Source organism: Megasphaera sp. DJF_B143, from assembly GCF_900320625.1.
Classification (GTDB): domain Bacteria; phylum Bacillota; class Negativicutes; order Veillonellales; family Megasphaeraceae; genus Megasphaera; species Megasphaera hexanoica.
Map to the genome: position 1 here is coordinate 1 of NZ_ONTA01000070.1, position 12,699 is coordinate 12,699.

11 protein-coding genes and 1 pseudogene are annotated in these 12,699 nt (G+C 48.6%); all 12 read right to left on the minus strand.

Annotation, left to right across the window (positions count from 1 at the left end):
• Window positions 1-348: glycosyltransferase (locus DBO31_RS01995; RefSeq protein WP_200817432.1), on the minus strand; the 348-nt coding region annotated here is incomplete at its 3' end.
• A 33-nt stretch (window positions 349-381) separates the two neighbouring features.
• Window positions 382-1,746 (minus strand): UDP-N-acetylmuramoyl-L-alanine--D-glutamate ligase, encoded by a 1,365-nt coding sequence (gene murD, locus DBO31_RS02000; RefSeq protein ID WP_150824315.1) that lies wholly within the window; start codon window positions 1,744-1,746, stop codon window positions 382-384.
• A gap of 40 nt (window positions 1,747-1,786) precedes the next feature.
• Window positions 1,787-2,752, minus strand: coding sequence for a phospho-N-acetylmuramoyl-pentapeptide-transferase (mraY, locus tag DBO31_RS02005; protein WP_150824316.1), 966 nt, complete (start codon window positions 2,750-2,752; stop codon window positions 1,787-1,789).
• Between the two features lie 5 nt (window positions 2,753-2,757).
• On the minus strand, window positions 2,758-4,131 hold the full coding sequence (murF, locus tag DBO31_RS02010; RefSeq protein ID WP_150824317.1) for a UDP-N-acetylmuramoyl-tripeptide--D-alanyl-D-alanine ligase: 1,374 nt from the start codon (window positions 4,129-4,131) through the stop codon (window positions 2,758-2,760).
• A gap of 2 nt (window positions 4,132-4,133) precedes the next feature.
• Window positions 4,134-5,630 carry a UDP-N-acetylmuramoyl-L-alanyl-D-glutamate--2,6-diaminopimelate ligase gene (locus DBO31_RS02015; protein ID WP_059076909.1) on the minus strand — a complete coding sequence of 499 codons (1,497 nt, stop codon included), beginning with the start codon at window positions 5,628-5,630 and terminating at the stop codon, window positions 4,134-4,136.
• Window positions 5,631-5,717: 87 nt separating this feature from the next.
• Window positions 5,718-6,092 carry a hypothetical protein gene (locus tag DBO31_RS02020; RefSeq protein ID WP_059076908.1) on the minus strand — a complete coding sequence of 125 codons (375 nt, stop codon included), beginning with the start codon at window positions 6,090-6,092 and terminating at the stop codon, window positions 5,718-5,720.
• Between the two features lie 52 nt (window positions 6,093-6,144).
• Complete coding sequence (rsmH, locus tag DBO31_RS02025; protein WP_075582096.1) at window positions 6,145-7,077, minus strand: 16S rRNA (cytosine(1402)-N(4))-methyltransferase RsmH; 933 nt, start codon at window positions 7,075-7,077, stop codon at window positions 6,145-6,147.
• An 8-nt stretch (window positions 7,078-7,085) separates the two neighbouring features.
• A complete protein-coding gene (mraZ, locus tag DBO31_RS02030; protein ID WP_075582095.1) occupies window positions 7,086-7,523 on the minus strand; it encodes a division/cell wall cluster transcriptional repressor MraZ in 438 nt (145 codons plus the stop codon).
• A gap of 199 nt (window positions 7,524-7,722) precedes the next feature.
• On the minus strand, window positions 7,723-8,670 hold the full coding sequence (gene gluQRS / locus DBO31_RS02035) for a tRNA glutamyl-Q(34) synthetase GluQRS (RefSeq protein ID WP_150824318.1): 948 nt from the start codon (window positions 8,668-8,670) through the stop codon (window positions 7,723-7,725).
• 12 nt (window positions 8,671-8,682) lie between these two features.
• A complete protein-coding gene (locus DBO31_RS02040) occupies window positions 8,683-11,604 on the minus strand; it encodes an insulinase family protein (protein WP_150824319.1) in 2,922 nt (973 codons plus the stop codon).
• A 14-nt stretch (window positions 11,605-11,618) separates the two neighbouring features.
• Window positions 11,619-12,272: an HAD hydrolase-like protein gene (locus DBO31_RS02045; protein ID WP_059076903.1), complete on the minus strand. Its 654-nt coding sequence runs from the start codon at window positions 12,270-12,272 to the stop codon at window positions 11,619-11,621.
• Between the two features lie 172 nt (window positions 12,273-12,444).
• A pseudogene (locus DBO31_RS02050) lies at window positions 12,445-12,699 on the minus strand (DUF362 domain-containing protein); the annotation flags it as partial.

The following is a 12,699-nucleotide window of genomic DNA, read 5'->3' on the forward strand; positions in this document are numbered from 1 at the left end:
AATCCCGCTCAGACTGGCTGCCAGGAGAACGGGGCCGCAAACGAAGCCCCCCGTGCCAATCACAACATCCGGTTTAAACTTATGAATAATATGTTCTGCCTTGATCAGACTGCCTGCGGTCTTTCCCAATGTCACCAGATTACGGAATGAAATCTTCCGTTCCAGCCCCCGTACATCAATCGTAACAAAGGGAATGCCTTCATTGGGAATCAAGGTGTTTTCCAATCCGATTTTAGATCCTACGTACAAAAATTCCGTCGGTTCAATATCGGCAATGGCCCGGGCAATGGTAATGGCCGGATAAATATGCCCCCCAGTGCCACCACCAGAAATAATCACTCGGCGCATGTTCTATTTCCTCCCTGTCTCTGAATTCATTATTTAAATTGCGTTTACTATGCCTTTGAACACACGTCCGCGCTGTTCGTAATTATCATACATGTCATAGCTGGAGCAGGCCGGTGACAAAAGTACGGTCTGGGGCGGTGCTGCAATCTTGCGTGCCATCATGACAGCCCGTTCCATGCTGTAGCCGGCTTTGCGGATATCTTTTACGCCCGCCTTTTTTGCGGCTTTTTCAAAACGGTCCGCCGCATCACCGATAAGAATCATCGTATCTACTTTTTGAGCAGCCAGATTCATGAACTCATCAAGCGGCGTCATCTTATCATGGCCGCCGGCAATGAGTATCAGATGGCCGGAAAAAGCTTCCAATGCCTTTATCGAAGCATCCGTATTAGTACCTTTGGAATCATTATAATACGGTACGCCATTGATAGTGCGTACAGGTTCAATGCGATGTTCTACCCCGCCAAACGTCCGGAGTACACGCTGAATAACGGAAAGCGGTGCGCCTGCCACATACGCCATGAGCGCCGCGGCCAAGCAATTCTGGATATTATGCCTGCCAAATAATTTCAGTTCGTCTTCTCGGCAGATTTCCGTATCACTTCCATCCGTACGTAAAATCAGCCGTCCATCTTTTGCAAAGGCACCTGCCGGAACTTCCTGTTCCGTAGAGAACCACAACACGGTCCCGGTCATATCCGGTTCCATGGCTTTAATGCGCGCATCATCATAATTCAGGAGTGCATAATCGGATTTATCCTGATTATGGAAAATCCGTTCTTTCGCTGCCGCGTACGCTTCCATAGTGTGATGCCGGTCCAGGTGATCGGGTGTGATATTCAGTATGACCGCAGCCTTCGCTTTCATCGTCTGTGTAAATTCCAGTTGAAAACTGGAGAGTTCTGCTACGACCACATCTTCTTTTGGCAGGTCTTCCGCCTGTTCGGAAAGACCGTAACCGATGTTGCCACCTATGACCGTTTCACGGCCTGCCGCTTTCATAATATCTCCCAAAAGTGTCGTCGTCGTCGTTTTGCCATTCGTACCGGTAACAGCCAGTATTTCAGCATCTGTCAGCCGGTAAGCAACTTCTACTTCACTCCAGATGGGAATATGACGGGCAGCCGCTTCCTTCATAATCGGGATTTCCGGGGAAATGACCGGTGACGGAACGACGAGGTCCATCCCATCCAGCAGAGCCGCTTCCTGATGGCCAAACACGAGACGGATCCCATCAGCTTTCAATTCCGGCCACGGCTCATGATGTGTATCGATTGTCTTTAAATCATTGAGAACAACGGAAGCACCATGACTGGCCAGTGCTTCTGAAGCAGCCCGGCCGCTGATACCAGCACCGATAACCAAAATATGTTTCCCTGAAAAATCCATTATGCTCATGCTCTACACCCGCTTTTTTTCATATAGTATGTATGGCAGCCTATTTGCATGCCAGGACTACAAAAATAGAAAGGATGGCCATAATAGCCGAAAAACTCCAAAAAACAGTAACTACTTTGACTTCACTCCAGCCCGAAAGCTCAAAATGATGATGAATCGGACTCATTTTGAACACCCGTACTCCGCGGGTCTTAAATGATACGACCTGAATGATGACCGATAAAGCTTCAATCACATACAGGCCGCCAGCAATGATAAGCAATAATTCCGTCTTAGTCAAAACCGCCATGGCCGCCAGGGCTCCGCCTAAAGCCAGCGACCCCGTATCGCCCATAAACATTTTAGCCGGATGCTGGTTATAAAAGAGGAATCCCAAACACGCGCCCGTAAGCGCCGCACTGAATACGGCAAAGTTGACATATCCCAGTGCGACAGAAATAACGACGTAGGCAACCGACGTGATGGCACAAGAACCAGCTGCCAGCCCATCGAGTCCGTCCGTCAGATTGACGGCATTACTCGTACCGACAATCATGACAAAGACAAATACGTAATACAACATGCCCAAATCAACATTCCATGTCGTAAACGGAATCCATACTGTCGTCGGAAAGTTCAGATATTCCTTCAAAATAAAGCAGAATACTGCTGCCATAACGAATTGCCCGGCCAGTTTTTGTTTAGCCGTAAGGCCCAGGTTGCGGTGTTTGACTGCCTTGATGGAATCATCAAGAAAACCGATGATTCCATGTCCTAGTGTCAGAAACAGCGCCAGTCCCTTGCGCAGATCCATGGGATTGAAAATAAGGCAGGACACGACAAGCGCTGTCAGAATCAGGATACCGCCCATAGTAGGCGTGCCAGCCTTGTATTTATGACTCTCTGGCCCTTCTTCCCGTTCAGACTGGCGGGCATGAAATTTCTTCAGTTCCCGGATGACCAGCGGCCCCAGAGCCAGAGCTATGATCAGACTGACAGCAAAACCAAAGAGCAGTGTATTTAACATTCACATTACTTCCTTTCGAAATATGGCAGTATCTTTTCCATGGCAAATCCCCGGGAACCCTTAAGCAGAACCGTATCTCCCGGCTGGATAATTTGCCTGAGGCAATCCGCCGCTCCGGCATGATCCTGTGCCGTATATACAGCGCCGAGCCCATTTTTTCTGGCAGCATCTGCAATATAGGATGCCGGACTGCCCATGGTAATGAGCGCATCCAGTCCTAATTCCGCTGCTTCAGCTCCTATTTTTTCATGTTCCCGGACCGTCCAGTCCCCTAATTCCAGCATTCCGCCAAGAACAGCGATTTTCCGTCCTTTTGTCAGCAACGCCAGCGATTTCAGCGCTTCACTCATAGAAGCCGGATTTGCATTATACGCATCATTGATAAAGGTATATTCGCCAAGATGAATCAATTCCTGCCGCATTGGCATACCGCGGTACTCGGACAATCCTTTTTGTAACTGATGTTCTGTTAGTCCCAGAACCCGTCCGACAGCAATAGCAGCCAGTGCATTATAGACATTGTGGCTGCCTATGAGCGGCATGTGGATATCCATGACCTGATCAAAGCATCGGCAGGCAAACCGCAGCCCCTTCTCACTGCAGATGACGCGGCTGGCCCGGATAGCAGCATTGCTTTCAATACCGTATCCGACTACCTTGCCGCGGCACAAATCGGCCATTGCCGCTACATACGAGTCATCCTGATTCAGTATGGCAACGCCATCTTCTGACAATGCCCGGACGAGTTCACTTTTAGCCCGGGCAATATTATCCTGCGACCCCAACAGCTCAATGTGACTCTTGCCGACATTGGTGACCACACCTATATCCGGTTCTGCAATAGCCGCCAGTTCCGCAATCTGCCCCAGACCACGCATGCCCATTTCCACAACGCAGGCCTCATGTTCCGGCGTAAGCTGCAGCAGCGTTTTCGGAAGGCCGATTTCATTATTAAAATTTTTTTCTGTCTGGAGCACACGATATTTCTGCGACAGCACGGCTGCAATCATGCTGCGTGTAGAAGTCTTTCCTACAGAACCCGTAACGGCGATGACAGGAATCGAAAAACGGCGGCGGTGAAAACGCGCCAGGTCCTGATATGCTTTGCGTGTATCCGTAACTATAACAACAGCAAACCCCTCTTGTTTATATTCAGGGCGGTCTTCAGCTACTACGGCACCGGCAGCCCCACGTTCTTTAGCCTGAAGCACGTAATCGTGACCATCAAATGTTTCTCCTTTGAGAGCTACAAAAAGCGCCCCTTCTGTAATAGCCCGTGTATCTGTCTCTACCTGAGAAAATACGGAATCGTCCACAACGGGATACAGCAGTCTGCCGCCAGTAGCCTTTTCTACCTCCTGTAACGTGAACGCAGCCATTTTTATCTCCCCTTTGCAGCCAGCACGGCATCCCTTGCGACCTCACGGTCATCAAAATGGATGGTACCGGTCTTCAATATCTGATAATCTTCATGCCCCTTACCAGCAATCAGTACAATATCGCCGCTTTGTGCCAATTCTACGGCACGGAAAATAGCATCACGGCGATTGACGATCACTTCATGATGCTGGCCGGGTTTCAACCCATCTTTTACACCGGCTTCCACTTCCTGAACAATGGCTTCCGGGTCTTCTGACCGCGGATTATCGGAAGTGACGATGGGGATATCAGCATGTTCTGCAGCAATACGTCCCATAATCGGACGTTTTGTACGATCGCGGTCGCCCCCGCAGCCGAACACGCAGAGTATACGGACCGGATTCATGGCACGGGCTGTCGTCAATGCTTTTTCCAGACTGTCCGGCGTATGAGAATAATCGACGACAATAGCAAAATCCTGTCCGGCTTCTACGAGTTCAAAACGGCCTGGTACGGAATGGAAAGACTGGATAGCTTTATCAATCGTCTGTTCATCTACGCCTTCTGCATGGGCAGCTCCGATTGCCGCCAGTGTATTATACACGTTGAACAAGCCTGTAATGTTCATATTCAGATGGACATTGACAAAGGGTCCCGTAACATCAAAGGATGAACGTTTCAGTTCCACCGATAAGTTAGCTGCTTTTAAATCAGCTGCTTTTTCTACGCCGTAGGTCAGTACGTTGCAGTGGCAGGTTTTCAGGATTCCTTCTGCATAAGGGTCATCAATGTTGACTATAGCTGTCTTATTATCCTTAACATGTTCATCGAGACTGATGTTCTGGAATAATTTGCATTTGGCTGCCAGATAGTTTTCCATCGTCTTGTGGAAATCCAGGTGATCTTGTGTCAGATTCGTAAATACCGCCGTATCATATTCAATCCCGGCCACGCGGTTTAAAGCCAGGGCATGGCTCGACACTTCCATGACGACATGAGTAACGCCACGGTCATACATAAGCGCCAGGAAGCGTTGCAGATCAATAACATCCGGCGTCGTATTGTGAATAGGAAGTTCTTCATCGTCAATCAGCGCATGGATGGTTCCCAGAAGGCCCACACGATGGCCGGCAGCTTTCAGGATATGATAAATAATATGGCTCGTCGTCGTTTTGCCATTTGTCCCCGTAACGCCGATCATGCGCATTTTCTTTCCCGGATAATCATAAAAATAAGGAACTATATCTTCAACGGCATGATGCACATCCGGCACCATGATTTGCACGGCATTGCCGGGAAGGTCCAGATGTTTGGTCGTAAGCACTGCAACGGCCCCTTTCTCTACAGCCTGGGATGCATATACGGCCCCGTCTGTATGAACGCCGCTGAAGCAGACGAACAAATCTCCCTTTTCGATTGACCGGGAATCGGACGAAATGCCCGTAATCATAGTATTGGCATTGCCATCCACATTATATATACCTTTAATTTGTTTGCAGAGTTCATTAACTGATTTCATTTCATTTCCTCCTATACAGGTAATTCATATGTTAACAGAACAGGAAACAACAATAGCAGCCTTAAATTAAGGCTGCTCATACCCGCTTTACCGGCTGCTGTCACCTGTTCCCGTCTTATCATGAGACTGGCCATACAGCACGGTCACCGGGACCGTCATACCGAGTTTCTGCGCCGACGTATAAATTCGTTCCGGCGTCTCCAATTTGGCAATATCAACGCGGAGCACTTCATTTTCTCTCTGCAGCTGCTGGGCATGAAGCTTTTTCTGCATCAGTGCATAGCTGAAATTAGTTTTAACGGCAGAAAGCGCAATGTATGCCAGCAGGAAAAAGCATACCAGCAGTAAAACAGATATAGTCTGCGCAAGCAGCCTGGCGAATTTTCTTTCATCCGCACCGGTCCGGTGCCCCACAGAACGTGACGCTTCATAGTGAATGTATCCAGCTTTTCTGGCCAGCATATTATAACACATCCAATCAAATATTAAAAACGAAAATTCCTCTGCCTATCCATCACTTACGAATTCCGACGCGTAATTTAGCACTTCTGGCCCGGGGATTCTGTTCCAGTTCATCTTCTCCCGGCGTGATGGCATGGCGCTGTATCTTTAAAATGGCATGATGATGACACGTGCAGACAGGCATATCGGGAGGACAGATACAATCCGTTGCCAATCGTTTCAACGTCTGCTTGACAATGCGGTCTTCCAGAGAATGGAAGGTTATAACACAGATATGTCCGCCCGGTTTTAACCGCTGCGCTGCCGTTTCGACGGCATCATGGAGAATACCCAGTTCATCATTGACTTCAATCCGGATTGCCTGAAACGTCCGCTTGGCCGGATGCGGTCCATCCTTGCGGGCTCCCGCAGGAATAGCTTTCTTGATGACGGATACGAGTTCAGCCGTATGACTAATGGGCTTCTGCTGCCGTTCCCTGACGATAAATTCAGCAATACGGCTGGCCCAGCGTTCTTCCCCATAGTCTTTGACAACACGGTATAACTCAGCTTCACTATATGTATTGACCACATCGTAAGCGCTTTTCCGGGCAGACCGGTCCATCCGCATATCAAGTGGCCCGTCCTGCATATAGGAAAAACCCCGTTCCGGCGTATCCAGCTGGTAACTCGACACGCCCAGGTCAAACATGACCCCGTCCACGGCATCTATGTGCAGCTTGTCCAGGACCTGGCCCAGGTTGCGGAAATTTTCCTGCACCGGTATAAAATGGCAGGCCGTCCCTTTCATATGGGCTGTAGCCGCCGCAATGGCATCCTCATCCTGATCGAGTCCAATCAGCGTTGCATCACCGGCCAGCCGTTCGGCCAATACGCGGGAATGACCTCCCCCTCCCAGTGTGCAGTCTACATATATACCATGGGGATCACCGATGAGATGATTAATTGTTTCATTTCGTAATACACTGACATGATGAAATTCCATGAGTACTCCTATATGTCCAGATCCAGATCTTCCAGATCTTCAGCAATCTCTTCCATCGCCGGCACGGTACGGGCGGCATATTCTTCATAAGATTGTTTGTCCCAGATTTCTATGCTGTCACCTGTGCCGATGACTGTAACTTCTTTTTTAAGGCCGGCATATTCCCGCAGCGTTCCGGGAATCAGGATACGGCCTGTACGGTCAAATTCAACTTCGGCCGCACTGCCAAAGAGAAATCGTTTAAATGCCCGGACCTTTTCTTTACTGGTCCTTAATTTTTTCATCTTATCAGCCAGATTTCTCCAGGCATCCTGTGTATATACAGAAAGGCAGCCTTCCAGTCCACGGGTTACTATACAATGCGTTCCCAATTCTTCACGAAATTTCGCCGGCATAATAACACGGCCTTTTGTATCAATAGAATGCGAATATTCTCCCATGAACATAGCGTCGCCCCCCTTTCCGTATTATCTATCACTTTTCACCACATTTTACCACATTTTCACACCCGATGACAATAATATTGCTTAATCTGATAAAGATCTGAAAAAAAAGATAAAAAAATACTGCAGAAAAAAACAAGATGTATTTTGTTTCTTCCTACAGTATGTATGATACAACATAGCCAAACTTATTATATTTTGATTATCCGTGTAGCAGTTCATCCAGCCAGGTATCTTCCAGAACAATGTCCTGCGTCGTCATCTTTTGAAAATCGCACCGGCGGACTAATTCCTCTTTATGATACAGACGCCTTTCCGTAACCAGTCTGCCGGCCAGGGCCAGTGCAGATAAAATGGCATCAGCCATGACACCGCGTTCACGAAGGCTGCGGACTGTTATGCCTTTCTGTCTCTTAGAAAGACGGTTACCAGACGTATCAACCAGCATCGGAACATGGGTATACGAAGGTGCCCTATACTCCAGCACCTTCATGAGCCATATCTGCTGGGCTGTCGAAGATAACAAATCCCGGCCGCGCAGCACATGGGTAATGCCCATAGCCCCGTCATCGACGGCAACGGCCAATTGATATGCATACAGGCCATCGGCACGCCGGACGACGAAATCACCACAAGCACGGGGCAGATAATCCGAAAAAGCCCCATAGCAGCCATCCGTAAACGAGACAGAAACGTCCGGGACGTGGACGCGCCAGGATGGCTTCCGGTCCATATGACGGCGCTGTTCTTCCGTCATGCCATAACAATGCCCATCATATACAAGATGCTCCCCTTCATGGGGCGCTCCTATGGCCTGCAGTCTGGCACGGCTGCAATAACAGGGGTACAACAGATGTTTTTCCTGCAGCTCCTGCATGGCTTTTTCATATAGCGGATACCGTTCCTGCTGGATATATGATCCGTAAGAGCCGCCTTTTCCAGGCCCTTCATCCCAGTCCAACCCCAGCCAGGCCAGATCTTCCAGCAGTGCCTTTACATATACAGGCTTAGACCGCTGTTCATCGATATCTTCTATGCGCAGTACCAGAGTTCCATTCTGTTGCCGTACCTGCAGCCAGGCAAGAAAGGCAGTCCATACATTTCCCAAATGGATATAGCCCGTCGGGCTGGGTGCAAAACGTCCCCGCATACTATTCACATCCTAATCCGGCAAGGAAATGAGGTTGTCAAACAAAGCAGCTGCATCCTTTATTTTACCTTCTCCCCCCATCACGCAAAGGCAATTATCATTCATGACCGCCCGCACTAATGGTGCCAGAGCCCGGATATCTGCAGCCGTCGTCTGTAAGAGCTGATCCCGGCGCTGCTGAACCAGGGCCTGTGTCATATGGGAGAAATAGCGGTTCATCGCCTTATCTCCCCTTAGGGAAGGTGTCAGTGGAATATCAATGCGGCTCAATGTACCAATGACATACTTTGTCATTTCCCGGTCTGTAACGTCGAATTGTTCCAGATAATCTGCCAGATCATCGTACGCTCTGACGCTGCTTTCCAGATTGGGGTCGCGATACGAGCAGAACACCATGTCGCCATTGCCGTAAAAACGAGTAAACGCCCCGTACGCTCCTCCCTGGACACGAATCTTCGTCCAGAGATATCCATATTGCAAAATCGTATCCAGAACCATCATAGAACCGGTGTACACAAAGCCATGGCTGCGGAAATTCCCACCTTTTGCTACGTACTGTACCTTGCCACTGGTCATGATGCCTTCGTTTTTACGTTGACCGCCCAGACGGCAAAGGTCTGTGCGTTTTTCTCCCTGGGGCAATTGTTGCGCCCAGTCCGGCAAAAGTCCTATGACCTGCTGGTAATCTTCTGTATCACTCGTTATTTCCAGCGTCATAGCCGCCCGGGTGAATACCTTCTTCATGACATGCTGCAGCTTCATGATTGTATCATCCGTTTTCGTCCTGATTCCGGCAGCAATCCGGCTGATAAATTCATAGTACGAAAATTCGCCGGCATCGCAGAATCCTTCTACCGGTGATACATAAGACAGAACGCGGTGCATGACCAGCGTATGCCCCCGGCGGAATGCATCCATATCCCAGCCCGCTTTGGTTTCCTCGACCAGTTCAATGAGACGTTCTGTATTGGTAAAAAGTGTTTCTGTCGTAATTTCCCGCATCAGATGGATCAGTTCCGGCATATTCTGACGGAGTGCCTTAGCCGTTACCTTAAAGACAGGCATGTACTGCCCATTATCTTCACAATCAGAAAAAGCAGATACGGCGCAATCGATACCTCCAGTATATAAATCAATGAGGGAAGCCAGTTCTCCATATGTATGATCTTTCGTATCCATGTCTCCCAAAAGATCACTGAGGAGATATACATAGGAAATCTCTTCCGGGGTAAAACCATGGAGGTCAAAATACGCATTGACATAGGTGATACCGTTTGTATGATCCGGTACATAGCACACCGTAATCCCACTTTCAGAAGACGTTTGCATTTCTATTTCTTCCGCTTTATGTTCCAGATCATCCCGGGAAAGAGTGGGGATTGTCAACAAAGCTTCGGGGGAATCGGGTGTAGCCTGTCTCTTTTTCAAGGCCTTGGATGCTTCAACAATCTGCTGTATGTCTTCAGCAGATAAAGTCTTTTTATACGCTGCCAGTCTGTCAGCCACAGCCTGATCATGTTTTTCTGTCAGACCGGGTTCCGGGACCAGTGTAACAAGAGCATAATACGGGTTATCCAGTATATATTTCTTGATAAGAGATTCATAATATCCGCTGTCAATCCCCTGGCGGAGAGTCTGCAACGCATCTTCATATTGCAGAGAAGCCAGCGGATCTTTATCGTACAGCCAGGTATCCATGCAACGGATACCATAAATCAATCCCTTGGGACGACCGGCAAAATCGGCTTCCCGCAAAGTAAATTCAATGCGGTTCAGGGCACCGGTCAATAAGGTCTTATCCACGCCTTCCTGAACCATCTTTGTCAGGAACTGCCGGACAACCGGTAAAATCTTGGCCTGTTTATCCGGGTCTGAGCCATTGATGGAAATTCCCCACAACGGCTGCAGGATACCATCCTGGAAATCACCGGACACATCGCGGCCGACACCGGCATCGACGAGAGCTTTTTTCAGGGGCGCCGCCGGCGATTGCAACAGGACGTACGTCAGCACCTTAAAAGCCAATGCCAGTGTCGTATCCAAAGCATCGTCAATGACATAGGTCAGACTGTGCAGTGTCTTCTGCTGCGTTTTTTCTCCTGAAGCGATGCCATACGGATAGGTACGGACGCAACTGCCCGGGCAGGCTTGTCTTTTGATGGCTGAATCGATATGTGCTGCATGGAATTTACTGAGATATTCAGAATCGATAAAATCCAGTGTGCCGTCAACATCCAAATCCCCATACAGAAAGATATAACTGTTGGAAGGATGATAATAGGCCTTATGGAAAGCCGCAAAAGCCTCTTGCGTCAAATTGGGAATATCGTCAGGATCCCCACCTGATTCTACGCCATACGTTGTATCGGGAAACAGGTTTTCCATGACATGGCGTTCCATAAGTGAATCGGGAGAAGAAAAGACGCCTTTCATTTCATTGTAAACGACGCCGCTGTACGTCAGAGGTGCTTCCGGGCTGTCCATTTCATAGTGCCAGCCTTCCTGCATCAGTACCTGTCCATCTTTCAGCATATTAGGGAAAAACACGGCGTCCAGATATACATCCATCAGGTTATGGAAATCCTTTGCATTCCGGCTTGCTACAGGATACATGGTCTTATCAGGAAATGTCATCGCATTGAGAAATGTATTGAGAGACCCTTTGACCAGTTCTACAAACGGTTCTTTCAATGGAAATTTCCGGGAGCCGCACAATGTGGAATGTTCACAAATATGGGGTACACCTGTACTGTCAGAAGGCGTCGTGCGAAAAGAAATGGAGAACACCTTATTGTCGTCTTCATTCTGGATATACAGGACGCGGGCCCCGGATTGGACGTGGGTCATTTCATAGGCCTGGCTATCCAGTTCTTTAACATAAACGGACCGGTCTATGTGAAATCCATGCAGCGTGTCTTTTACTTTCAATATCATAAAAAAGCCTCCTCTTACGACTGTGTATGAAGAATAATATCGCCTAATGCTTCCACATCAGGGGCAAAATAATCAGGCGGATAGGCTTCCTGTTCTGCCTTGCTTCCATATCCGAACCCGACGAGGATGACAGGCAGCTTCGTTTCTCTGGCACCGATGACATCATATTTCCTGTCGCCTACCATGACAGCCTTGCCTTCTGCCTGTGGTCCGATTGTATCGAGAACCTGCTGGATGACATCAGCTTTTGTTTCGTTGCCTCCAAGAGTACTGCCGGCGACGAGTTCCACCCGCTGGCTGATCCCGAATTTCTCACATATGGCCCGGGCATGTACAGTCGGTTTGGACGTAGCAACATACGATTTGATGCCCGCTTCCTTTAATTGATCCAGAAGAGCCAGGATTCCCGGGAACGGATGGTTTTCAAAACGCCCTTTGGTACCGTACCGTTCCTGGAATGTATCATACAGACGCCGCGCTTTTTCTTCGGAAAAGCCATAAACCTGGGTAAACGTCGTCATCATCGGCGGGCCGACGACAATGTGCTGGTCCAGCCGTCCTTCCGTTGATTCCCCAAGCTTCAGCAGTGCATATTCTACAGACTTGATGATTCCTTCTTTCGAATCAGTCAGAGTCCCGTCTAAATCAAATAGTACATGTTTGAACATGTTTCTCCTCCTGCTATATGGTATTACTTTTACATATCTTATATATAATATCATATTTGAGAATGGTTATCCAGTATAAGGAGTATGAAAAAGAGAGTTGCCGCCAAATGAGCGCACTGCTCATGCAGGGACAACCCTCTCTTTAAGTTTGCGATATTATTTCACGATAGTTTTATTTTACGACAACTAATTCATACTGGCGCGTGCCGAGCCCGATTTCTTCTGCATGTACCAGCGTTTCATCCCAATTGACACGGGGATTGCTGTCAAGGAAGTGGTCGTGATGATGATGCCAGTCTGGTTTTGCCAGATTATCCGCCAACTGGCTGTTGGGCAGAGGCTGTTGTTTCTGGCAGGCATCGACGCAGGCCTGATCCAGTGCTACCGGATCAAAGGAAGCAAACATACCGATGTCCGGAAGGATAGG

Excerpts from the sequence above, each read along its gene's own strand:
- murD (WP_150824315.1), bottom strand. The coding sequence starts at position 1,746 with ATGAGCATAATGGATTTTTCAGGGAAACATATTTTGGTTATCGGTGCT.
- rsmH (WP_075582096.1), bottom strand. The coding sequence starts at position 7,077 with ATGGAATTTCATCATGTCAGTGTATTACGAAATGAAACAATTAATCAT.
- mraZ (WP_075582095.1), bottom strand. The coding sequence starts at position 7,523 with ATGTTCATGGGAGAATATTCGCATTCTATTGATACAAAAGGCCGTGTT.
- murF (WP_150824317.1), bottom strand. The coding sequence starts at position 4,131 with ATGGCTGCGTTCACGTTACAGGAGGTAGAAAAGGCTACTGGCGGCAGA.
- gluQRS (WP_150824318.1), bottom strand. The coding sequence starts at position 8,670 with ATGCGGGGACGTTTTGCACCCAGCCCGACGGGCTATATCCATTTGGGA.
- mraY (WP_150824316.1), bottom strand. The coding sequence starts at position 2,752 with ATGTTAAATACACTGCTCTTTGGTTTTGCTGTCAGTCTGATCATAGCT.
- DBO31_RS02040 (WP_150824319.1), bottom strand. The coding sequence starts at position 11,604 with ATGATATTGAAAGTAAAAGACACGCTGCATGGATTTCACATAGACCGG.
- DBO31_RS02020 (WP_059076908.1), bottom strand. The coding sequence starts at position 6,092 with ATGCTGGCCAGAAAAGCTGGATACATTCACTATGAAGCGTCACGTTCT.
- DBO31_RS02045 (WP_059076903.1), bottom strand. The coding sequence starts at position 12,272 with ATGTTCAAACATGTACTATTTGATTTAGACGGGACTCTGACTGATTCG.
- DBO31_RS02015 (WP_059076909.1), bottom strand. The coding sequence starts at position 5,630 with ATGAAATCAGTTAATGAACTCTGCAAACAAATTAAAGGTATATATAAT.